Annotated in this window: 23 protein-coding genes and 2 pseudogenes; 14 read left to right on the top strand and 11 right to left on the bottom strand. The window is 70.2% G+C overall.

Annotated elements, in window-relative coordinates; all coding sequences use genetic code 11:
* Nucleotides 1-168: 168 nt before the first annotated feature.
* Complete coding sequence (locus IEZ04_RS03280) at nucleotides 169-1,197, bottom strand: 4-hydroxy-3-methylbut-2-enyl diphosphate reductase (protein WP_189215044.1); 1,029 nt, start codon at nucleotides 1,195-1,197, stop codon at nucleotides 169-171.
* Between the two features lie 101 nt (nucleotides 1,198-1,298).
* Here IEZ04_RS03280 and xseA point away from each other — a divergent pair, with 101 nt between their 5' ends.
* Together xseA and IEZ04_RS03270 are read left to right on the top strand one after the other, a co-directional pair.
* A complete protein-coding gene (gene xseA, locus IEZ04_RS03275; RefSeq protein WP_189215043.1) occupies nucleotides 1,299-2,507 on the top strand; it encodes an exodeoxyribonuclease VII large subunit in 1,209 nt (402 codons plus the stop codon).
* Nucleotides 2,508-2,517: 10 nt separating this feature from the next.
* Nucleotides 2,518-2,802: an exodeoxyribonuclease VII small subunit gene (locus IEZ04_RS03270; RefSeq protein WP_189215042.1), complete on the top strand. Its 285-nt coding sequence runs from the start codon at nucleotides 2,518-2,520 to the stop codon at nucleotides 2,800-2,802.
* A 179-nt stretch (nucleotides 2,803-2,981) separates the two neighbouring features.
* On the opposite strand, the gene IEZ04_RS03265 is transcribed toward IEZ04_RS03270, so the two are convergent.
* On the bottom strand, nucleotides 2,982-3,509 hold the full coding sequence (locus tag IEZ04_RS03265) for a DUF4245 domain-containing protein (protein ID WP_229820807.1): 528 nt from the start codon (nucleotides 3,507-3,509) through the stop codon (nucleotides 2,982-2,984).
* 189 nt (nucleotides 3,510-3,698) lie between these two features.
* Between IEZ04_RS03265 and glpX the strand changes: the two genes are divergently transcribed.
* Nucleotides 3,699-4,730, top strand: coding sequence for a class II fructose-bisphosphatase (gene glpX / locus IEZ04_RS03260; RefSeq protein WP_189215041.1), 1,032 nt, complete (start codon nucleotides 3,699-3,701; stop codon nucleotides 4,728-4,730).
* Nucleotides 4,731-4,897: 167 nt separating this feature from the next.
* Here the strand turns inward: glpX and IEZ04_RS03255 are convergent, their stop codons facing one another.
* Complete coding sequence (locus tag IEZ04_RS03255) at nucleotides 4,898-5,266, bottom strand: WhiB family transcriptional regulator (protein ID WP_189215040.1); 369 nt, start codon at nucleotides 5,264-5,266, stop codon at nucleotides 4,898-4,900.
* A 175-nt stretch (nucleotides 5,267-5,441) separates the two neighbouring features.
* Nucleotides 5,442-6,149, bottom strand: a complete 708-nt coding sequence (locus tag IEZ04_RS03250; RefSeq protein WP_189215039.1) for a DUF1707 SHOCT-like domain-containing protein — start codon at nucleotides 6,147-6,149, stop codon at nucleotides 5,442-5,444.
* A gap of 166 nt (nucleotides 6,150-6,315) precedes the next feature.
* On the opposite strand from IEZ04_RS03250, the gene IEZ04_RS03245 reads away from it, so the two are divergent.
* Nucleotides 6,316-7,983: a fumarate hydratase gene (locus tag IEZ04_RS03245; protein ID WP_189215038.1), complete on the top strand. Its 1,668-nt coding sequence runs from the start codon at nucleotides 6,316-6,318 to the stop codon at nucleotides 7,981-7,983.
* 175 nt (nucleotides 7,984-8,158) lie between these two features.
* On the opposite strand, the pseudogene IEZ04_RS03240 reads toward IEZ04_RS03245, so the two are convergent.
* A pseudogene (locus IEZ04_RS03240) lies at nucleotides 8,159-8,903 on the bottom strand (transposase).
* Nucleotides 8,904-8,986: 83 nt separating this feature from the next.
* The gene (locus tag IEZ04_RS03235) at nucleotides 8,987-9,514 is read right to left on the bottom strand and encodes a DUF6584 family protein (protein ID WP_189215037.1); all 528 of its coding nucleotides are present in this window, start codon (nucleotides 9,512-9,514) and stop codon (nucleotides 8,987-8,989) included.
* Between the two features lie 269 nt (nucleotides 9,515-9,783).
* Here IEZ04_RS03235 and IEZ04_RS03230 point away from each other — a divergent pair, with 269 nt between their 5' ends.
* Together IEZ04_RS03230 and IEZ04_RS35920 are read left to right on the top strand one after the other, a co-directional pair.
* Nucleotides 9,784-10,248, top strand: a complete 465-nt coding sequence (locus IEZ04_RS03230; RefSeq protein ID WP_189215036.1) for a MarR family transcriptional regulator — start codon at nucleotides 9,784-9,786, stop codon at nucleotides 10,246-10,248.
* 39 nt (nucleotides 10,249-10,287) lie between these two features.
* Nucleotides 10,288-10,383: pseudogene (locus IEZ04_RS35920) on the top strand (IS5/IS1182 family transposase); the annotation flags it as partial.
* Here the strand turns inward: IEZ04_RS35920 and IEZ04_RS03225 are convergent.
* Nucleotides 10,366-10,674: a recombinase family protein gene (locus tag IEZ04_RS03225; RefSeq protein WP_189215035.1), complete on the bottom strand. Its 309-nt coding sequence runs from the start codon at nucleotides 10,672-10,674 to the stop codon at nucleotides 10,366-10,368. The pseudogene IEZ04_RS35920 and the gene IEZ04_RS03225 overlap by 18 nt on opposite strands.
* 558 nt (nucleotides 10,675-11,232) lie before the next feature.
* Here IEZ04_RS03225 and IEZ04_RS03220 point away from each other — a divergent pair.
* Both IEZ04_RS03220 and IEZ04_RS03215 read left to right on the top strand, forming a co-directional pair.
* A complete protein-coding gene (locus tag IEZ04_RS03220; protein ID WP_229820806.1) occupies nucleotides 11,233-12,459 on the top strand; it encodes a hydroxymethylglutaryl-CoA lyase-like TIM-barrel protein in 1,227 nt (408 codons plus the stop codon).
* Nucleotides 12,456-13,166 (top strand): L-threonylcarbamoyladenylate synthase, encoded by a 711-nt coding sequence (locus tag IEZ04_RS03215; RefSeq protein WP_189215034.1) that lies wholly within the window; start codon nucleotides 12,456-12,458, stop codon nucleotides 13,164-13,166. Before IEZ04_RS03220 ends, IEZ04_RS03215 begins: the two co-directional genes overlap by 4 nt.
* A 128-nt stretch (nucleotides 13,167-13,294) precedes the next feature.
* Here IEZ04_RS03215 and IEZ04_RS03210 read toward each other — a convergent pair whose 3' ends face one another.
* Nucleotides 13,295-13,531 carry a helix-turn-helix domain-containing protein gene (locus IEZ04_RS03210; RefSeq protein ID WP_308429764.1) on the bottom strand — a complete coding sequence of 79 codons (237 nt, stop codon included), beginning with the start codon at nucleotides 13,529-13,531 and terminating at the stop codon, nucleotides 13,295-13,297.
* Between the two features lie 207 nt (nucleotides 13,532-13,738).
* The gene (locus tag IEZ04_RS03205; RefSeq protein WP_189215033.1) at nucleotides 13,739-14,266 is read right to left on the bottom strand and encodes an ATP-binding protein; all 528 of its coding nucleotides are present in this window, start codon (nucleotides 14,264-14,266) and stop codon (nucleotides 13,739-13,741) included.
* A gap of 228 nt (nucleotides 14,267-14,494) precedes the next feature.
* On the opposite strand from IEZ04_RS03205, the gene IEZ04_RS03200 reads away from it, so the two are divergent.
* Together IEZ04_RS03200 and IEZ04_RS03195 are read left to right on the top strand one after the other, a co-directional pair.
* The gene (locus IEZ04_RS03200; RefSeq protein ID WP_189215032.1) at nucleotides 14,495-15,346 is read left to right on the top strand and encodes a helix-turn-helix domain-containing protein; all 852 of its coding nucleotides are present in this window, start codon (nucleotides 14,495-14,497) and stop codon (nucleotides 15,344-15,346) included.
* 13 nt (nucleotides 15,347-15,359) lie between these two features.
* On the top strand, nucleotides 15,360-15,554 hold the full coding sequence (locus tag IEZ04_RS03195; protein WP_189215031.1) for a DUF397 domain-containing protein: 195 nt from the start codon (nucleotides 15,360-15,362) through the stop codon (nucleotides 15,552-15,554).
* Between the two features lie 30 nt (nucleotides 15,555-15,584).
* Here the strand turns inward: IEZ04_RS03195 and IEZ04_RS03190 are convergent, their stop codons facing one another.
* The gene (locus IEZ04_RS03190) at nucleotides 15,585-15,776 is read right to left on the bottom strand and encodes a hypothetical protein (protein ID WP_189215030.1); all 192 of its coding nucleotides are present in this window, start codon (nucleotides 15,774-15,776) and stop codon (nucleotides 15,585-15,587) included.
* Between the two features lie 224 nt (nucleotides 15,777-16,000).
* Here IEZ04_RS03190 and IEZ04_RS03185 point away from each other — a divergent pair, with 224 nt between their 5' ends.
* Together IEZ04_RS03185 and IEZ04_RS03180 are read left to right on the top strand one after the other, a co-directional pair.
* Nucleotides 16,001-16,177, top strand: coding sequence for a hypothetical protein (locus IEZ04_RS03185; protein ID WP_189215029.1), 177 nt, complete (start codon nucleotides 16,001-16,003; stop codon nucleotides 16,175-16,177).
* A 22-nt stretch (nucleotides 16,178-16,199) separates the two neighbouring features.
* Complete coding sequence (locus tag IEZ04_RS03180; RefSeq protein ID WP_189215028.1) at nucleotides 16,200-16,733, top strand: hypothetical protein; 534 nt, start codon at nucleotides 16,200-16,202, stop codon at nucleotides 16,731-16,733.
* A gap of 17 nt (nucleotides 16,734-16,750) precedes the next feature.
* Here IEZ04_RS03180 and IEZ04_RS03175 read toward each other — a convergent pair whose 3' ends face one another.
* A complete protein-coding gene (locus tag IEZ04_RS03175; protein ID WP_189215027.1) occupies nucleotides 16,751-17,260 on the bottom strand; it encodes a DUF1648 domain-containing protein in 510 nt (169 codons plus the stop codon).
* A 107-nt stretch (nucleotides 17,261-17,367) separates the two neighbouring features.
* On the opposite strand from IEZ04_RS03175, the gene IEZ04_RS03170 reads away from it, so the two are divergent.
* Both IEZ04_RS03170 and fomD read left to right on the top strand, forming a co-directional pair.
* Nucleotides 17,368-18,774 (top strand): class II fumarate hydratase, encoded by a 1,407-nt coding sequence (locus IEZ04_RS03170; protein ID WP_189215026.1) that lies wholly within the window; start codon nucleotides 17,368-17,370, stop codon nucleotides 18,772-18,774.
* Nucleotides 18,775-18,886: 112 nt separating this feature from the next.
* Nucleotides 18,887-19,579 (top strand): cytidylyl-2-hydroxypropylphosphonate hydrolase, encoded by a 693-nt coding sequence (fomD, locus tag IEZ04_RS03165; protein WP_189215025.1) that lies wholly within the window; start codon nucleotides 18,887-18,889, stop codon nucleotides 19,577-19,579.
* The last annotated feature ends 169 nt before the right edge of the window (nucleotides 19,580-19,748 follow it).

Below are 19,748 nucleotides of genomic sequence, written 5' to 3'. Positions count from 1 at the left end.
CCCGGCCGGCCGCTCTTCCCGCGCCGGCGCACTCCGCGCACTCCGCGCACTCACTCCGGCACACGCGCACCGGCGCGGACGCGAGCGCGGCCGTCATGCCCGGCCCGCACCCGGTCCGCACCCGGTCCGTGTGGGGTCCGTCCCGCGGTCCACGCGCCGGAGCGCGCGTCACGCGCCGGTCGTGTCCTGTCCCTGCCCCGTGCCCGTGCGCTCCGCCACCAGCGTCGCCGCCTCCTCGCGCAGGTCGCGGCGGAGCTCCTTGGGCAGCGAGAAGATGATCGACTCCTCGGCGGCCTTGACGATCTCGACGTCCTCGAAGCCGCGCTGCGACAGCCACTCCAGGACCTGCTCCACGAGGATCTCCGGCACGGAGGCGCCCGAGGTGACACCGACCGTCGTCACGCTCTCCAGCCAGGCCTCGTCGATCTCGTCGGCGAAGTCGACCAGGTGCGCGTCGCGCGCGCCCGCGAGCTTGGCGACCTCGACGAGCCGCTTGGAGTTGGAGGAGTTGCGCGACCCCACCACGATCACCAGGTCCGCCTCGGCGCCCATCTGCTTCACGGCGAGCTGGCGGTTCTGCGTGGCGTAGCAGATGTCGTCGCTGGGCGGGGAGACGAGCTGCGGGAACTTCTCCTTCAGCGCGTCGACCGTCTCCATGGTCTCGTCGACGGAGAGCGTGGTCTGGGAGAGCCAGACGACCTTGGACGGGTCGCGGACCTCGACCTTGGCGACGTCCTCGGGGCCGTCGACGAGCTGGATGTGGTCCGGGGCCTCGCCGGAGGTGCCGATGACCTCCTCGTGGCCCTCGTGCCCGATCAGGAGGATGTCGAAGTCGTCCTTGGCGTAGCGGATCGCTTCCTTGTGGACCTTGGTGACCAGCGGGCAGGTGGCGTCGATGGTCGCGAGGCGGCCCCGCTTCGCCTCCTCGTGGACGGTCGGGGCGACACCGTGCGCGGAGAACATGACGATGTTGCCCGGGGGCACCTCCTCCGTCCGTTCGACGAAGATCGCGCCCTTCTTCTCCAGGGTCTGCACGACGTATTTGTTGTGGACGATCTCGTGGCGGACGTAGACCGGGGCCCCGTACTGCTCCAGGGCCTTCTCGACGGCGATCACGGCACGGTCGACGCCCGCGCAGTAACCGCGCGGGGCGGCGAGGAGGACACGGCGGCCAGGCTGAGCAGTCATGCGAACCATCGTACGGGCCGTGTCCGGCCGGTCGTGGATCACGTCCCGGCCGCGCATCCCGGGACTCGGGGCCGGCGGCTCTGTCGGTGGTGCCCATTACCCTCGGGCGCATGGCACTGACTACGTCCGCGGACGCCCCGCTGCCCGTCGGCGAGGTGTCGCGGCTCATCGGGGGATGGATCGACCGGCTCGGCGCCGTGTGGGTCGAGGGGCAGATCACCCAGCTGTCGCGGCGCCCGGGCGCGGGCGTCGTCTTCATGACGCTGCGCGACCCGTCGCACGACATCTCCGTGAGCGTCACCTGCTACCGGCAGGTGTTCGACGCGATCGCCGACGTCGTCAGCGAGGGCGCTCGCGTCGTGGTGCACGCGAAGCCGGAGTGGTACGCGCCACGGGGCCAGCTCTCCCTGCGGGCCGCGGAGATACGGCCGGTCGGGGTGGGCGAGCTGCTCGCGCGGCTGGAGCAGCTGAAGAAGTCGCTGACCGCGGAGGGGCTGTTCGCGGCCGAGCGCAAGAAGCCACTGCCGTTCCTGCCGCAGCGCGTCGGGCTGGTCTGCGGCCGTGCCTCGGCCGCCGAGCGGGACGTGCTGGAGAACGCCCGGCACCGCTGGCCGGCCGTCCGCTTCGAGGTGCGCAACGTCCCGGTGCAGGGGGTGCACGCGGTCCCGCAGGTCGTCCAGGCCGTGAAGGAGCTGGACGCGCTGGACGACGTGGACGTGATCATCGTGGCGCGGGGCGGCGGCAGCGTGGAGGACCTGCTGCCGTTCTCCGACGAGCAGCTCGTCCGGGCCGTCGCCGCCTGCCGTACGCCGGTGGTGTCGGCGATCGGGCACGAGCCGGACACGCCGCTCCTCGACTACGTGGCCGACCTGCGCGCGTCCACCCCGACCGACGCCGCCAAGAAGGTCGTGCCGGACGTGGGCGAGGAGTACGAGCGGGTGCGCTGGCTGCGCGACCGTGCGCGGCGTTGTGTAGGGGCGTACCTGGAGCGCGAGGAGCGCGGACTCGCGAACGCGCTGGCCCGGCCCTCCATGGAGGATCCGCACCGGATGGTCGACGAGCGCGCGGACCAGGTGGCCGCGCTGCTCGACCGCGGCCGCCGCTGTTTCGGCCACCACCTGGACCGTTCCCTGTCGGAGCTGACGCACACCCACGCGCGCGTGGTGGCCCTCTCCCCCGCGGCGACCCTCCAGCGGGGCTACGCGGTGCTGCAGAAGGCCGACGGCGAGGTCGTGCGCGCGCCCGAGGAGGTCACGGCCGACGAGCCGCTGCGGGCACGGGTGGCCGGGGGCGAGATGACCGTACGAGTGGACATTTAGGGTGGGAAGCATGACCAGCAGCAAGGTGAGCGAGGACGCCGGGGCCGGCGGGGCCGTCGAGGCGGGCGGGACGCTCGGCTACGAGCAGGCGCGCGACGAGCTGATCGAGGTCGTACGGCGGCTGGAGGCGGGCGGCACGAGCCTGGAGGAGTCCCTCGCCCTGTGGGAGCGGGGCGAGGAGCTGGCCAAGGTGTGCCGCCGCTGGCTCGACGGCGCGCGCGAGCGGCTGGACGCGGCGCTCGCGGAGGACGCCCAGGACTCCCAGGACGGCCAGAGGGACTCGGGTAAGGAGTAAGCGGACGGGACGGGCGGCCCAGGGCGGACGGACCCCAGGGCGGACGGACCCCAGGGCGGACGGACCCTGGGGCGGACGGGCCCTGGGGCGGACGGACCCGGGGCGGACGGACCCGGAGCGTGCGGAGCGGATCAGGCCCCGCCCTGCACGCCGGCCCCGCGAGTCCCGGGTCCCTCCGGTCACTCCGTCCTCAGAGCCTCCGCCATCTTCATGAGCTGTGCGTACGGGGCCGACCCCGCCACCACGGTCGTCGAGCCCTCGCCCGGCAGCACGAGGGCGTCGTACCGCTCGCCCTCGTAGCGGTGCCAGGTCCGGCCGTCGATCTCCTCGGTCTTCCCGGTGTCCTCGGCCCCCTGGGTGGCGTCCTCGATGAACCCGGACGGCTTCTCGGCGGACTGCTGCACCGACACGTACCGGCCGTCGGGGTCGTGGTAGCCGAGGTGCCAGGCGTCGGACTGGTCGGCCAGGAACCGCACCGACGTCGGCTTCCAGCTCTCGGGCAGGCCCTCGGGCGCGGCCACCGGGTACGACGCCGCACGGCGGGCCGTCTGGAGCTCGACGCTGTAGTCGACGCGCCGGAGGTCGGGCTCCTTGTCCTCGTGCGGGACGAAGAAGTAGATCACCCCTGCCGCGAGACAGATGAGTCCCAGGGAGAGGACCATGTCGCGGACCGTCTGCTTGCCTTTCATGCCTGCCACGCCCCTCATCGTCGCAGGTGCGCCGGTCTGCTCATCCGTGGGGTCCCCTGCTCGTTTTGTCGATGTGACGATAGAGTCACCTTGAGCATTACACCCCGTTCATCCCGCTCATCGCGTTCTCACCCCGCCAAGGACACACAGCGGGAAGGACACTCTGCGGGCGCAGATCTGTGTCGTATCAGAAAGGTGCGTTTGTCGATGTCCGAGCATCATCTGCCGTCCGAGCTCGAGGTCCCCTCCGAGGCCCCCGACCGCAACCTCGCCCTGGAACTGGTCCGCGTCACCGAGGCCGCCGCGATGGCCGCGGGCCGCTGGGTGGGCCGCGGGGACAAGAACGGCGCCGACGGTGCCGCCGTGCGCGCCATGCGCACCCTCGTCTCCACCGTGTCGATGAACGGCGTCGTCGTCATCGGCGAGGGCGAGAAGGACGAGGCCCCGATGCTGTTCAACGGCGAGCGCGTCGGCGACGGCACCGGCGCCGAGTGCGACATCGCCGTCGACCCGATCGACGGTACGACGCTGACGGCCAAGGGCATGCCGAACGCGATCGCCGTGCTGGCCGCCGCCGACCGCGGCACCATGTTCGACCCGTCCGCCGTGTTCTACATGGACAAGCTGGTCACCGGCCCGGAGGCCGCCGACTTCGTCGACATCAACGCGCCCGTGGCGGTGAACATCCGCCGGGTCGCCAAGGCCAAGCGCTCCACCCCGGAGGACGTGACGGTCGTCATCCTGGACCGGCCGCGCCACGAGGGCCTGATCAAGGAGGTCCGGGACACCGGCGCGCGCATCAAGCTGATCTCCGACGGCGACGTCGCGGGATCGATCCTGGCGCTGCGCGAGAACAGCGGCGTCGACCTGCTGCTCGGCGTCGGCGGCACGCCTGAGGGCATCATCTCCGCCTGCGCCGTGAAGTGCCTGGGCGGCGTCATCCAGGGCAAGCTGTGGCCCAAGGACGACGAGGAGCGGCAGCGGGCGCTCGACGCGGGCCACGACCTGGACCGCGTGCTCACCACGGACGACCTGGTCTCCGGTGAGAACGTCTTCTTCGTAGCCACCGGCATCACCGACGGCGAGCTGCTGCGCGGCGTGCGCTACCGCGCCGAGACGGCCACGACCGACTCGATCGTCATGCGGTCCAAGTCCGGTACGGTCCGCCGGATCGACTCCGTGCACCGGCTGAGCAAGCTGCGCGCGTACAGCTCGATCGACTTCGAGCGCGCGAAGTAAGTACGAGCCGGTCCCGTACGAGGAAGGGGCGTCCCGGTCGGACGGGGGCGCCCCTTGCCCGTACGCACCGTGTGTACCGCGAGGTGTACCGCGAGGTGTACCGCGAGCATCGCACGCACCGTACGGGCCGTACGTCCCGTACCGACCGCGCCCGGTGCGCGTGCCGGCTAGCCGGCGGCGACTATCGTCCCCCGCGCCGCCTTCTTGAGCTCCAGGTCGCGCCGGCGGCGCCGGGCCAGCACCACACGGCGCTCGGCGGCGGTGAGGCCGCCCCACACCCCGTACGGCTCCGGCTGCAGCAGCGCGTGCTCGCGGCACTCGACCATGACCGGGCAGCGGGCACAGACCCGCTTGGCCGCCTCCTCGCGGGAGAGGCGGGCCGCGGTGGGCTCCTTGGAAGGGGCGAAGAACAGCCCGGCCTCGTCCCGCCGGCACACGGCCTCCGAGTGCCACGGGGCGTCCTGGTCCCTGTCTCGCACTGGTACCCGCTGGGACGGAACACGGACCTGCAGGGACGAATGCGGCGGTTGCAGCACGGTCTACTCCTGACGACGGCTTCGCGAGCGAGAGTCGATGCAGCAAGCTCTACCCGCTGTGCGCAAGCCTATGCACTGAGTTCCGAACCGCTGGAATTTCAGGGCTCTTCGGCCCGTCTCCGACCCGTCCCGGAGCACGGGAGCACACTTCGAAGCCACCCTGAATTTGCAGAAGTCAACGATCCAAGTGTTTGCGCAAACGGTCCTCGACCTTGCGTGACACCTGGGCGAGCAGATCGGCGACCAGCTTCCCGCGCTTCGGCTTCGCCTCGATACTGCCCAGCACGGCCATGCCTTCCACATAGATCACGGGCGCGTCGATCTGGCCGGAATCCACCGTGTCGACCTCGAAGGTGCCGAGGACGCCACCACCGCTGCCGCGCAGCGAGACGTTCTCCGGGACGCGGATCTCGACGCTGCCGAAGACCGAGATCGCCCTGATCATCACCTGCCGGTGCTCGAAGAGCGCCTCGCTCAGGTCTATCTCGACAGCACCGAAGATCGCGTAGGCGTGGATGCGGCGGCCCGCCCGACGGCGACCCTTGCGCGTCGCACCGCCGAAGACCGCCACCACGTGATCGTCCGCGTCGACGGGTATGGACCCCGGGGCCGGGCGGCCGGGCACCGGCGCAGGGGCAACCCCGGCCGCCCCGGACGCATGTGCGTGGGCGGCCGGCAGGTCCCGCACGAAGACGCCCAGCTCGCCCACGGTCTTGGCGCCCAGCACGCCCTCGACCCGCTCGGCGTGTTCGTCCGGGGTGAGGCGGCCCTCGGCGAGGGCGTCGCGCAGGAGGTCGGCGATCCGGTCGCGGTCGGCGTCGGAGGCGCGCAACCGGTCCGGCGGCAGAGGATCCCGGGCGGCGGCGCTCTTCTGTAGGTCCACCCGAGCAGCATAGCCACTCGCGATAGATCGCGACTAGAGGCGGACCGCGGCCGGATGCCGGCAACTGAGCCTTACCTCACAAGCTCACCCTCCGGCACAGGTTCTACGCTGATTGGGCGCTGCCAACGGAGGTCAGCCGCCGTCTGTGAAGTGAGGAATAGGCGAGATGCCGGAATTCGCGTACACCGATCTGCTCCCCATGGGAGAGGACACCACCCCGTACCGGCTGGTGACCTCCGAGGGTGTCTCCACCTTCGAGGCCGGCGGGCGCACGTTCCTCAAGGTGGAGCCGGAGGCGCTGCGCAAGCTCGCCGAGGAGGCCGTCCACGACATCCAGCACTACCTGCGCCCGGCCCACCTCGCGCAGCTGCGCCGCATCATCGACGACCCGGAGGCCTCGTCGAACGACAAGTTCGTGGCGCTGGACCTCCTGAAGAACGCCAACATCGCCGCCGCGGGCGTCCTCCCCATGTGCCAGGACACCGGCACGGCGATCGTCATGGGCAAGCGCGGCCAGAACGTCCTCACGGAGGGCGGCGACGAGGAGGCCCTCTCCCGCGGCATCTACGACGCGTACCAGAACCTCAACCTGCGCTACTCGCAGATGGCTCCGCTCACCATGTGGGAAGAGAAGAACACCGGCTCCAACCTCCCGGCGCAGATAGAGCTGTACGCGACGGACGGCGGCGCGTACAAGTTCCTGTTCATGGCGAAGGGCGGCGGCTCCGCCAACAAGTCCTTCCTCTACCAGGAGACGAAGGCCGTGCTGAACGAGGCCTCCATGATGAAGTTCCTGGAGGAGAAGATCCGCTCGCTGGGCACGGCCGCCTGCCCGCCGTACCACCTGGCGATCGTCGTCGGCGGCACGAGCGCCGAGTACGCCCTCAAGACCGCGAAGTACGCCTCCGCGCACTACCTGGACGAGATCCCGGCCGAGGGCTCCGAGCTCGGCCACGGCTTCCGCGACAAGGACCTGGAGCAGAAGGTCTTCGAGCTGACGCAGAAGATCGGCATCGGCGCGCAGTTCGGCGGCAAGTACTTCTGCCACGACGTCCGCGTCATCCGCCTCCCCCGCCACGGCGCGTCCTGCCCGGTCGCCCTCGCCGTCTCCTGCTCCGCCGACCGCCAGGCCGTCGCCAAGATCACGGCGGAGGGCGTCTTCCTGGAGCAGCTGGAGACGGACCCGGCGCGGTTCCTGCCGGACACGACGGACGAGCAGCTGGAGCAGGAGGGCGACGTGGTGCGCGTCGACCTCAACCAGCCGATGGACGACATCCTGGCCGAGCTGACGAAGTACCCGGTCAAGACCCGCCTGTCGCTGTCCGGCCCGCTGGTCGTGGCCCGCGACATCGCCCACGCCAAGATCAAGGAACGCCTCGACGCGGGCGAGGAGATGCCGCAGTACCTGAAGGACCACCCGGTGTACTACGCGGGCCCGGCGAAGACTCCCGAGGGCTACGCGTCCGGTTCCTTCGGCCCGACGACGGCCGGCCGCATGGACAGTTACGTGGAGCAGTTCCAGGCGGCGGGCGGCTCCAAGGTGATGCTGGCGAAGGGCAACCGCAGCCAGCAGGTCACGGACGCGTGTGCCGCGCACGGCGGCTTCTACCTGGGCTCGATCGGCGGCCCGGCGGCGCGCCTCGCGCAGGACTGCATCAAGAAGGTCGAGGTCGTCGAGTACGAGGAGCTCGGCATGGAGGCGGTCTGGAAGATCGAGGTGGAGGACTTCCCGGCGTTCATCGTCGTGGACGACAAGGGGAACGACTTCTTCAAGGACCCGGCGCCTGCGCCGACGTTCACGTCGATCCCCGTCCGGGGGCCCGGCCTCGGCTGACCCAGCAACTAGACGGTAGGGGCCCCAGCCGACGGCTGGGGCCCCTACTGTCGCGGCTCATCATCGGGGGCACTTGCCGCCCAACGCCCGCGCTGACCTCCTCCGCTCGTTTCCTGCCTGAGCGTTGTCCCGTAAATGATCTACGACATGCTGGCTGACCAGCGTCGTTTCCCGATCACCCGTCGAGAGTGAGGCTGTATGAACGGGCGATGCCGAGCATGGCGTGATGGACGCCGTCGCCCTTGAGGCGGCAGTCGCGGAGGATCTTCCAGATCTTCATCCGGGCGAAGGCATGCTCGACGCGGGCGCGGACCTTGCGGTGGGAGCGGTCGCGGTTTTCCTTCCAGGCCGCCAGGCCGGGAGTTCGGTCTGGCCGGGTACGTGACGGTGCACGGGATGACCAGGCCGGTGCCCCGGTAGCCGCCGTCGGCGATCACTGTGGCGCGGCCGACGGCGTCCTTGGCGCCGGACAGTTCCCATGCCTTGCAGTCGTTGCGATTGCCAGGCAGTGCGCGGCCGACGGCGACGACCAGGCGGGGGTCGGCGTCGATGACGACCTGGTGGTTGGTGAAGTACCGGTGGTTCTTCGACTGTGCGGCGACCTGGTGGTCGCTGGTGGGCACCAGGGTGCCGTCCACGATCAGGACGGTGCCCTTGCGGAACCGCTCGCGCTGCTGCAGGGCGAGCGCCGGTCCACCCCGAACGGCGGCGCGAGCTGACGAAGGGTCAGGTTGGGGCGCCAGTACGCGGCGACCAGCAGGACCCGGTCCTCCAGCGGCAGGCTCCATGGCCGGCCCCTTGCGGACCGCATCAGCACCCTCGTGCCGCAGTACGGTCACCAGCTTGCCGAACAGGCGAGGGCTCAGGCCGGTGAACGGGGCTATCCAGGACGGCTCCGAAGCCGTGATCACACCGGACACCACGAAATCATTTCGCTCGTCACCGGGTCCGCTTCACGGCAGTTCTGCATGGTCTCACCGACCGAACTTCGAGCGGCGCTCAGTCAGTCGAAGAGGGCAACAAGTCCATTCACCCAGATCGCGAGGAACACAAGGGCCGCCACCAGGCAGCCGACGCCCGCCAGCACACCCCCGATCGTCCACGGCTCGGAGGGCGCCTCGTACTCCCCTTCCAGGTCGTCCCGGTAGGAGGCGGGGTCGTCCCAGTCGACGGGATGCCCCAACTCCTCGGCGCAGGCGGTCCGCACCGCGACCAGCTGCCCCTCCGCGAAAGCGGTGGCGGCTTTCGCCTCCGGGCCCTGCCAGGCGAGGGCCTTCATCCGCCGCCCGGGAGACCTGTACCGCGCCTCAAAGGCAGCGGTCTCGATGGCGTTCCGGTCCTCTTCGAGGTACATCCAGCGTCCAGCCTCGGCGGTGTCGCCGTAGAGCCGGTACACCTCGGCCAGACGACGGCGGAGCGTCAGGTCGTGCGGGAAGGACGAGATGAGACCACGCAGGCGCTGACGCGCGACGGGAACCCGGCCGGCGGCCAGGTCTGCATCGACTCGGGCAAGGGTCTCTCTCAGAGGCATGAACGCATGATCGAGTACCGCGCTGACCTACGTCGACCTGGTTTCGCTAGTCCGCACTCGCTCGCTCTCAACGGCATCGGCTGAACCTCACCGAGACGGGACACCGCCAGTTACGGGACAGCCCTTACTGAGCGCCTGACCGTTCTGTCCGGCCAGGATGGAAGCTAAGGGCTGTCCCGCAAGCACACTTCACGAACCCGTCTTGACCTTAAGTGGGCTTGAGGTCATACGGTCGGCGCGTCCTGGTGAGCATCAGCTGGAGGGGGCGCGTGAGCGTGGGGATCAAGGAGTACTCGCCGGAAGAGCTGGCTGCTCAGCCCATCGGTGCGTGGAGTGGCGAGGCATACCGACGAGTGGTTGGGGCTCTTCGTGCGGAGCTGGCGGTAGAGGACCTCGCGCAGCCCCATTGGTGGACGCTCAACCATGTGGCCGGGGAGCCCGGCAGGTGGACTCGTGCGGCACTGGTCGAGCGGCTGGCACCGTATGACGATCAGGGCATCGACTTCGACGACGTCTTCGACGACCTGCTGACCCGCGGATGGATGTCGGAGAGTGCAGGTGGTCTGACGCTGACCGAGGCGGGCGAGGCTGGGCGCGTCCGGGCCCGGGAGCGCAATCTGCGGGTCCACGAGCAGATGCACGAAGGCATTGACGGTGCGGACTACGTGACCACGATCAATGTGCTGCGCCGCATGGTTGCGAACCTGGGTGGCAACGGCGACCTTCCTGACTGATCAGTGCGGTGGGCCTGGAGCCATTGAGACGATCTCGGGGTGGCTGGTGTGATCACGGCTTCGCAGCCGTCCTGGATATGCCCTTTCACCGGACTGAGCCCGCGCCAGTCAAGCACGTCAGTAGGCACGGCCAGGATCAATCGAAAGGTCCGACTCGCCTTCGGCGAATGCGGCGATCATCTGCGCGGACATCTTTCCCATGGGTGTGGACATGTCGATGCCCTCAGTCACGGACACGATCACCTTGCCGTGCTTCTGGAGCCACTCGAAGACCTCGGCGAAGTGACCCGCCTTTCTACTGGGACGGTCCAGCTTCCAGACAGCCAACACGTCCCACTCGTCGGCCCGCTCGTTGAACCAGGGACCGAGGCCCGGCCTCACGACGGACAGGCGAACGTTCCCCAGCACCCTCGGGTCAGAGATCATGCGCGAGGGCTACTGGTGGTGACGTCGAGTGAACAAGTAGAGCGACTTCTTCAAGGACCCGGCTTCGGCGCCGACGTTCACGTCGATCCCCGTCCGGGGGCCCGGCCTCGGCTGACCCGGTAACGATTCCGAACGATCCCGATGGAGAGCCCCCGGCCGACGGCCGGGGGCTCTCGGCGTGAGCGGCCCGCCGACCCCGGCTGAATCTGTTCGTTCCCGGCCCGTTCGCTGGCCGGAACAGCCCGGCTGGGTCGCGTGACGATGCCCCTCACCGGGCCGTTCCCCGTCGGTCGGCGACGGAAGCGGCGGCTCGCGGTTCGCCGACGGCCGGCCGTTCACACCCTTCGCAGGTAAAGACTCCATCAAGTCGGGATCTTCAGCGAGGCCCCGTTCCCACTGGTCATTTACAGAGTTCTCACGATCTGGCGCCATGTCAGGCGATTCACAGTCGCATCACCGTGCGAACTTTTCACAATCCCGTAACTGGAGCATCACTCAGTGCATCGGCGTTCATGATCGACTCTTGTGAGAGATCGGAATCGGCCCAGGAGGCTCGAAGTGGATGTAGTGCGGCAGTCGGCGCAGGCCGGCCGGGTGGTCATCTGGGAAGAGTCCGCGCGGGACGGCGCCCAGGCCAAGACGCTCATGACTCCGGAGTTCCGGGTGCGGCTGGCCCACGAGACGGGCCGTGTCTTCGGTGCGGACGGGCCCCGGCACGTGGTGTTCGCCGCGGGCTTCCCCGCGGTGTGCGACGAGGAGTTCGAGGCCGTACGCCGGGTCGCGGCCGAGGCCGGGGAAGCGGTCAGCGTGGCCGCGGTGTGCCGGGGCGCGGCCAGGGACGTGGAGCAGGCCGTCACCTCGGTGCGGGGCACCCGCAACGCGCGGGTGATGGTGGTGGTCCCGGCGTCCGAGGCGATGGCGCAGGTGATGGTCCACAAGACGGCCGAGGAGGCGCTCCGGGGCGCGATCGACCTGATCGAGCTGGCCCGCGGCCTGGACGACACGGTCGCGCTGGACATCTGCTTCGCGGACGCCTCCCGCGCCGACGCCTCCCTCATGAGCGACCACGCGCAGGCCATGACGGACGCCGGTGCGGGCCTGGTGATACTCGCCGACACGGTCGGCGCACAACTGCCCGACGCGTGCCGCGACATGTTCGCCGCGGTGCGGGCCGGAACCGGCGACGACGTGGTGCTCGGCACCCACCTCCACAACGACCTCGGGCTCGGGCTGGCCAACACGCTGCAGGCGCTGGGCACCGGGGTGCGGATGGTGTCCAGTTCGTGGCTGGGCATCGCCGAGCGGGCCGGCCTGGTCGCCACCGAGCAGTTGCTGTTCCTCCTCGCCCGCCACGCCGAGGAGTTCCTGGGCGCGGGCGCGACGCCCTGGTGGACCGCCCCCGACCTGACGCGACTGCCCGGCATCGCGCGGATGGTGGCCGAGGAGACCGGGGTCCCGCTGAGCGTGACGACTCCGATCGTCGGCACGGGAGTGGGCACGATCTCCACCGGTACGCCGTTCGTCCACCCGCAGCTCTTCCAGCCCTACGACCCGACCGAGGTACTGGGCATCGAGCCGAAGGTCCTGCTGACGCAGCTGGCCAGCGCCCGCGTCATCACGGCCGCCGCCACCCGTCTCGGCCACGACCTGGACCGGGACCAGACCCGTGCGGCCATGGCCTGGGTCAAGGCCCGCGCCTTCCGCACCGGTACGGCCGTCGTGGACGACGCGGCCTTCGCCGACTACCTGGAAGGTCTCACCCACGCTCCCCGGCTCAGCGCGTGACCGGGGCCCCGGAAGGCCGCGCGGACCGTGCACCGGCGTCGCTCGTACAGGCCGCGCAGGTGCTGCGGGACGGGGCGGCGGTGGTGGTGCCCAACCCGGCACCGCTCACGCACGTCGTCGTGTCCCCCCGCTCCCGGACCGTGAACGAGGCCAAGGGGCGCCCCGCCGGCCAGCCGGTCGCCCTGTTCGCCCACCACCCCGACACGCTGCGCGCCCTGGACGACATCTGGGACCTGGACCCCGACCGGAGGGCGACGGCCCGTTGGCTGCTGGTGGAGGAACGCCTCACCGTCCTCGTACCGGTGCGCACCGGCATCGAGCTGCCGGACTGGGCGGCCCCGGCGGTCAAGGACGGCTGGATGCTGCTGTTCGGCGCCCGGTGGGAGCCCTTGCGGCCCCTGCTGGACGAGCACCCGGTGCTGTACGTCAGCAGCGCCAACCGTACGGGCCGTCCACCCGCCGCCACCACGGCCGAGGCGCTGGCCATGTTCCCCGCCACGGTGCCCGTCCTGGCCCTGCCGGAACAGGGACCGGAGGAGCCGCACGCGGCGACGGCCGGAACGGAGCGGCGGGCCACGACGACCGTCCGCCTGCATCCCGACGGCCGCTTCGAGCTCCACCGGCACGGCGCCCAGGACCAGCACCACGCCGATCCCGAGCAGTACCTGCGGCAGCTGCGGGCGCGTCACACGCGGGCCTCCGCCTGAACCGACCGCCCTCACCCGTCGCCCGGAGCGGGTGAGGGCGGTCGGTCGTGCGGCGTCTGCCCGACGATCGCCCGCAGCGCGGCGAGGTGGCCGTGGTACGCCTCGCGCCCGCGCGGGGTCAGCCGCAGTCAGACGCGCTGACGGGTGGTGCGTACGGCTTTGCCCTGCTCGGCGTACCCCGCGGCGATGAGGGCGCCCGCGTGCTTGCTCGGCACGGAGGCCGACAGGCCGAGTTGTTTCTGCACCGTCCCGAACTCGGCCTCGCCCGCGGTGTCGAGCAGGGCGCAGATGCGCAGCCGGTTGGGTGCGTGGACGAGGTCGTCGAAGCCGTCCGTCGGGTCGGTCGCGGTCGGCCGGGTGGTCATGACCCTGCCCGCCCTCGCGGTGCGGCCGCACCCTGACGATGTGCACGGCCGCCTTCTTCGTAAGGTACGTCGGGCCGGAGCGCCACGCCTGTGCGCTGGGGGTTGACCGACCGCGGGGCGGTCGAGGCCCGGACGCGTCCGATGTCGGCCAGCGCGGCCCGTGCCTCGTCGGGGGTCGGGGGGCGGTGGGGGCCGGGGACGCCCGCGTCAGTTTCCATGACGGGAACTCCAGCCGTGACTTTCCATTACGGCCACACACGCCGACGCTCTGCTGCCGAGCTCGCACCACAGCAACTTGCCGCTCTGGCCGAAGAGATCGTCACCGAGAGGGCGCCCGCCCCAGTGGTCCGCGTAGTGACTCACGAGGAAGAGGCCGCGCCCGCCCTCCCTGTCCGGCGACACGGCAACGGGCCGCCGAAAGGGTTCCGGCTCCACCCCTCGGTCGAACGGGGGCGGGATCTGCGGATTGGTGTCCCACACGCTCATCCGCAGCCGGCCGCCTCCGAGCGCCCGGAGCCGCAATCCGGAGGGCCCCTCGGAGTGCCGGTACGCGTTGGAGACCAGCTCGGAGGCGAGTAGCTCCGCCGAGTCGATGAGTTCACGGAGGTTGTACTCGGCGAGTACGGCGCGGAGTGTGCGGCGGGCGATGCGGGCGGCGCGGGGGTCGTGGGGGAGGTGGAGGGCGTAGGACCAGAGCTCGGGCGTCTCATACTGCGGTGCGGCTACGGTGACCACGGCGATCTCCTCCAGTAGGTACTCGGGGGGGTCGGCCGACCGGGTCGAGCGGTGGCGGTGCCGCACGCGAGTGCGGTGCACTTCCGGCTTATCGATCAGGTCGGCTCAGCGGCTCGAGTCACACCGTAGAGTGCGGGAGCTGAACCTTTTGCACCGAACAGCAAAGCCTTCAGGTATTTGCTTCGTGTGGGTGACCGTCCCATCAGGCGTACGAAACGGAGCGAACTCATGGCCGCGAGAAGTGCCCCCACGGCTCGCCGACTTCGGATCGGCACCGAGCTGCGCCGACTCAGGGAACGAGCCGGCATGACCGCCGCTCAGGCCGCTCGGTCGCTGGGGACGACGCAAGCTCAGATCAGCAACATCGAGGCCAATCGCTTCAACGTCAGCGCGGAACGCGTCCGCACACTCGCCCGCATCTACGACTGCACCGACCAAAATCTGATCGATGCACTCGCCGACATGGCGGCGGATCGCACCCGTGGTTGGTGGGAGGAATACCGCGGCACCTTGCCGTCCCCGCTCCTCGACCTGGCGGAGATGGAGCACCATGCGTCAGCCCTGCGTGTCGCCCAGGTCATCAACATTCCCGGACTGCTGCAAACCCCGGGACACGCTCGCGCGCTGTTCCACGAGGTGGTGCCGGCTCTGCATCCCCACGAGATCGAGTACCGCGTCTCACACCGCGTGAAGCGCCAGGCGGTGCTCTTCCGGGACCGACCGGTTCCCTACACCGCGATCATTCATGAGGCAGCGCTCCGCATGCAGTTCGGCGGACGAGAAGTGACACGGGCCCAGCTCGACCACATCGCCGACATCAGCACACAGCCGCACGTCACCGTTCGTGTCATCCCTTTCGACGGCACCACATTCCCCACGGCGGGCCACGGTCTGGATTACGCCCACGGTCCTTTGACCGCGCTGGACACCGCACAGTTGGACACCACTCACGGCAGCGAACTCGTCGACGCGGCGGCCAAACTGGAGACGTATCGACTCGTCCTCGACCGCATGGAACGGGCTGCCCTTCCACCCGCCGCATCGAGAGAACTCATCCGCACCATCGCCGGAACCATCTGAGGACACACCGACCGTGACTGAACACAACTGGCAGAAGTCCAGCTACAGCGAGACGGCGTCCTCGTGCGTCTACCTCGCGGCGACTCCCACTGGGGGCATTCTCCTCCGCGAGAGCGACGAACCGGATACCGTCCTCCGCACCAGCCGTCATCGACTCGGCATGCTGATACGCGCCGTACGAGACCGGCACCAGCCGACGACCGGCTGAACTACGTCACCGCGCTCACGCGTGCGTACCTCATCTGTACGCGCAGGCCAGGCCGACCACCCCTTCGGTGCCCGAGTGCTGTGCCAGCCACGCGACAAGTTCCTCCGTCTCGGTCAGGAACTCCGCGTGGATCTCCTGACGCACGGTCAGTGACCAGCCGGTGAGTGAGTCCCCGACGAGTTCCCCGGATCTGTACTCCAGGTGTCCGCACCCCTGCTCCACGGCCGTCCCACAGGGGGAACGCGTCCGTGTCCTCCGGCATGTCGACGTCTGTCGCCAGGCCGAGGTGCCATCGCAGTTCGTCGATGACTCCCTCCGGGACGGAAGCGGGCAGGTCCAACGACACGTAGAGCGCGTAGGGATCACCGTTCGACCCGCAGACGCTCATCTTCGGGCGCAAGCGGCTGGCGGGCGCGGGCAGTGGCGGCATCGCCGACACCCGGGAGATGCTCGACTTCTGCGCGGCCCACGACGTCACCGCCACCGTCGAGGTGCTGCCCGTCGCCGAGGTCAACACGGCACTCGACCGGCTGGCCGCGGGCGACGTCAAGTACCGGTTCGTCCTCGACCTGGCGGACGGGGGCACGGGAACGAAGGAGCGCGGCGCTGCGTCTGCCACGTAAACCGTTCCGATCAAGGACCCTGATGACCGACACCGCGCCCACCCCCGTCCCCACCGTCACGGACGACGACCGCCACGGCGCCGTCTCCGTCGAGTTGAGCGGCGAGCACGGCGACACGCTCGTCGTGACCGGCGGCGACGCGATCCCCCGCGTCGTCCTCACCCGCGCCCCCGAGGCCGAGGTCGACGAGCAGATCGTCATCGGCACCCGCGATCCCCGGCACCTCCGCATGACCGTGGGCGGCGACGACGCGGAGATCACTCCCGCCAGGGGCAGGCTCACGCGGCGCTCCTACCGGGTCGACGTGTCGTACGCGGGTGCGGCCTACCGGCTGGTGCCCGTCTCCGTGGGGACCAGCCGGCTGACCCGCGACGGGAAGCGGCTCGGGAAGTTCTCGTCGGACGGCGACCTGCGGGTGATCGCCGAGTGGGAGGAGGGCGCCGAGGTCGTGCCGGCCGACGCGGCGGTCGGTTACGCGCTGGCCGCGGCGTTCGGCACGGGCGGCCAGTCCCTGTGGACGGCGGTGGTCGAGGTGGTGAGCGAGGCGCTGCCGTAGGGCCCGCGTCCGACGCCTCAGCGCTTCCTGTCCCGCATCGCCACGACGATCGTCGGCACGGCGCCGACGACGATCGGGACGAGCGCCGCCACCGGCAGCCACGCGGGTACGTCCGGGTCGGGCGTGGACCGCCACAGCACTCCGCAGCCCACCGCGAAGGAGACACCGATGCACGCGTTGAGCAGCAGCAGGGCCCGTGCCGTCCGGCGGGCCGACGCGCGGGTCGCGGGTCTGTTCACCAGGGACGAGGACAGCCCGGTCGTCTCCGGCAGTTCGTCCCGCGGTGTCATCCGCAGGGCCAGCTCGGCGGAGCCGGCCATCAGCACCGTCAGCCCCGCGTACAGGAGGACCAGCAGGAACGCGCTGCCGATCGACCGGTCCGTCCAGGCGTCCACCTCGGCGGGGCCGATGTGCTCCGGTATCCGGTCCGGCAGGTGGGGATAGCGGAGCGCGCCCCAGACCGTCAGGGCGGCGAGGAGGACCGCGCTGGGCAGCAGCCAGAGCCGGACGGGAGCGGAGAACACCATGGCACCGATCATCCGATGAGGCACGCGGGGAGGGAAAGAGGGGGACGGCCGGGCCCGGCACGCCGTGCACCGGGAACAACCCCAGGCGTCACTACGCTTCATGAGGTATGAGCGACGTGAACGACGGAAACGACGGCTACCGCATCGAGCACGACTCCATGGGCGAGGTCCGCGTCCCGGCCCACGCGAAGTGGCGGGCCCAGACGCAGCGGGCCGTGGAGAACTTCCCCGTCTCCGGGCAGCGCCTCGAACGCGCGCACATCGAGGCCCTCGCCCGCATCAAGGCCGCCGCCGCCAAGGTGAACGCCGAGCTCGGGGTGGTGGACGAGGACGTCGCCGCGGCCATCCGGGAGGCGGCGGCCGAGGTCGCCGACGGCAAGTGGGACGAGCACTTTCCCGTGGACGTCTTCCAGACCGGGTCCGGCACCTCGTCCAACATGAACACCAACGAGGTCGTCGCCACCCTGGCCACCGAACGGCTCGGGCGGGAGGTGCACCCCAACGACCACGTCAACGCCTCCCAGTCGTCCAACGACGTCTTCCCGTCCTCCATCCACATCGCCGCCACCGCCGCCGTCACCCGGGATCTGATCCCCGCACTGCAGCACCTCGCGGACGCGCTCTCCCGGAAGAGCGAGGAGTTCACCGACGTCGTGAAGGCCGGGCGGACGCATCTCATGGATGCCACGCCGGTGACGCTCGGCCAGGAGTTCGGCGGGTACGCCGCCCAGGTGCGGTACGGGATCGAGCGGCTCGAGGCCTCCCTGCCGCGGCTCGCCGAACTGCCGCTCGGCGGGACCGCCGTCGGTACCGGCATCAACACCCCGCCCGGCTTCTCCGCCGCCGTGATCGCCGAGGTCGCGCGGACCACGGGGCTGCCGCTCACCGAGGCCCGCGACCACTTCGAGGCGCAGGGCGCGCGGGACGGGATCGTCGAGACCAGCGGGCAGCTGCGGACCATCGCCGTCGGACTGACGAAGATCGCCAACGACCTGCGGTGGATGTCGTCCGGGCCGCGCACCGGGCTCGCCGAGATCCGGCTCCCCGACCTCCAGCCCGGGTCGTCGATCATGCCGGGGAAGGTCAACCCCGTCATCCCCGAGGCCGTTCTCATGGTCGCGGCGCAGGTGACCGGCAACGACGCCACCGTGGCCGCCGCGGGCGCGGCCGGCAACTTCGAGCTCAACGTCATGCTGCCCGTCATCGCCAAGAACGTGCTCGAATCGATCCGGCTGCTCGCCAACGTCTCGCGGCTGCTCGCCGACCGGACCGTCGACGGGATCGTCGCCGACCGGGAACGGGCCCGCGAGTACGCCGAGTCCTCCCCCTCCGTCGTCACGCCGCTCAACAAGTACATCGGCTACGAGGAGGCCGCGAAGGTCGCCAAGAAGTCCCTCTCCGAGCGGAAGACCATCCGGGAGGTCGTCCTGGAGGGCGGGTACGTCGAGCGCGGCGACCTGACGGAGGAGCAGCTCGACGAAGCACTGGACGTGCTGCGCATGACCCACCCGTAACCGTGTGAACAGGATCGACTCCCGGGTGACGTGGCCGGAACCCGGTCCCGCCATGGCGTGAACCTCCGCTCCCGGCACACCGTCGTATGCCTCTGGCACCTAATATCTGTTCATGGCGCATGACGAAGCGGTGGAACGGGTGGTCGCGGGCGGGGCGGCGGTGCGCTGGGCCCCCGGCAGCCAGATCCTGTGGCGGTACCGGGAGAACGCAGGCGACCGTTTCCACATCGTGCGCCCCGTCACCGTCGTGCGTGACGACGCGGAGGTGCTCGCGGTGTGGATGGCGCCCGGCACCGAATGCGTCAAGCCGGTGCTCGCCGACGGGACGCCGGTGAACGGGGAGCCGCTGGAGTCCCGTTACACCAAGCCGCGGACCGTGACGCGCGACCGCTGGTTCGGCACGGGCGTGCTGAAACTGGCGCGGCCGGGCCAGCCGTGGTCGGTCTGGTTGTTCTGGGAGCCCGGCTGGCAGTTCAAGAACTGGTACGTGAACCTGGAGGAGCCGCTGACCCGCTGGGCGGGCGGCGTCGACTCCGAGGATCACTTCCTGGACATCTCCGTGCGGCCGGACCGCAGTTGGCGCTGGCACGACGAGGACGAGTTCGCCCAGGCCCAGCGGGACGGCCTGATGGACGCCCGGCTCGCCGAGCGGGTACGGGCGGCGGGCGAGGCCGCGGTGGAGGTGATCCACGCCTGGGGCCCGCCGTTCTCGGACGGCTGGGAGCACTGGCGTCCCGATCCGACGTGGGGCGTACCCTCTCTGCCGGACGACTGGGACCGTACGCCCGCGCATGCATCCTCATGAGACCCTTGTTGCGCGCCCGGACCACGATCGTAGGATCTTCCTCCACGAGGGCGCACAGGGGTGTAACTCCCGCGACAACCGTAAGGCTTGACCGTACGTCACCGAGGGGCGGCAGGACGTGATCAAGGGGTACGAGGGCTACATCGGTACGGGCCACAGACCGTCGGCC

The sequence above is a fragment of the Streptomyces ruber genome, assembly GCF_014648075.1.
Classification (GTDB): Bacteria; Actinomycetota; Actinomycetes; order Streptomycetales; family Streptomycetaceae; genus Streptomyces; species Streptomyces ruber.
The sequence above is the reverse complement of the archived record's forward strand: the minus strand, read 5'-3'. Positions and strand labels throughout refer to the sequence as shown.

Coding starts and splice junctions, on each gene's coding strand:
- IEZ04_RS03170 (WP_189215026.1), top strand. CDS start 17,368: ATGAGCGACGTGAACGACGGAAACGACGGCTACCGCATCGAGCACGAC.
- IEZ04_RS03180 (WP_189215028.1), top strand. CDS start 16,200: ATGACCGACACCGCGCCCACCCCCGTCCCCACCGTCACGGACGACGAC.
- IEZ04_RS03235 (WP_189215037.1), bottom strand. CDS start 9,514: ATGCCTCTGAGAGAGACCCTTGCCCGAGTCGATGCAGACCTGGCCGCC.
- glpX (WP_189215041.1), top strand. CDS start 3,699: ATGTCCGAGCATCATCTGCCGTCCGAGCTCGAGGTCCCCTCCGAGGCC.
- IEZ04_RS03175 (WP_189215027.1), bottom strand. CDS start 17,260: ATGGTGTTCTCCGCTCCCGTCCGGCTCTGGCTGCTGCCCAGCGCGGTC.
- IEZ04_RS03245 (WP_189215038.1), top strand. CDS start 6,316: ATGCCGGAATTCGCGTACACCGATCTGCTCCCCATGGGAGAGGACACC.
- IEZ04_RS03270 (WP_189215042.1), top strand. CDS start 2,518: ATGACCAGCAGCAAGGTGAGCGAGGACGCCGGGGCCGGCGGGGCCGTC.
- IEZ04_RS03200 (WP_189215032.1), top strand. CDS start 14,495: ATGGCCGCGAGAAGTGCCCCCACGGCTCGCCGACTTCGGATCGGCACC.
- IEZ04_RS03185 (WP_189215029.1), top strand. CDS start 16,001: ATGCTCGACTTCTGCGCGGCCCACGACGTCACCGCCACCGTCGAGGTG.
- IEZ04_RS03210 (WP_308429764.1), bottom strand. CDS start 13,531: ATGACCACCCGGCCGACCGCGACCGACCCGACGGACGGCTTCGACGAC.
- IEZ04_RS03265 (WP_229820807.1), bottom strand. CDS start 3,509: ATGAGGGGCGTGGCAGGCATGAAAGGCAAGCAGACGGTCCGCGACATG.
- IEZ04_RS03225 (WP_189215035.1), bottom strand. CDS start 10,674: ATGATCTCTGACCCGAGGGTGCTGGGGAACGTTCGCCTGTCCGTCGTG.
- xseA (WP_189215043.1), top strand. CDS start 1,299: ATGGCACTGACTACGTCCGCGGACGCCCCGCTGCCCGTCGGCGAGGTG.
- IEZ04_RS03280 (WP_189215044.1), bottom strand. CDS start 1,197: ATGGTTCGCATGACTGCTCAGCCTGGCCGCCGTGTCCTCCTCGCCGCC.
- fomD (WP_189215025.1), top strand. CDS start 18,887: ATGGCGCATGACGAAGCGGTGGAACGGGTGGTCGCGGGCGGGGCGGCG.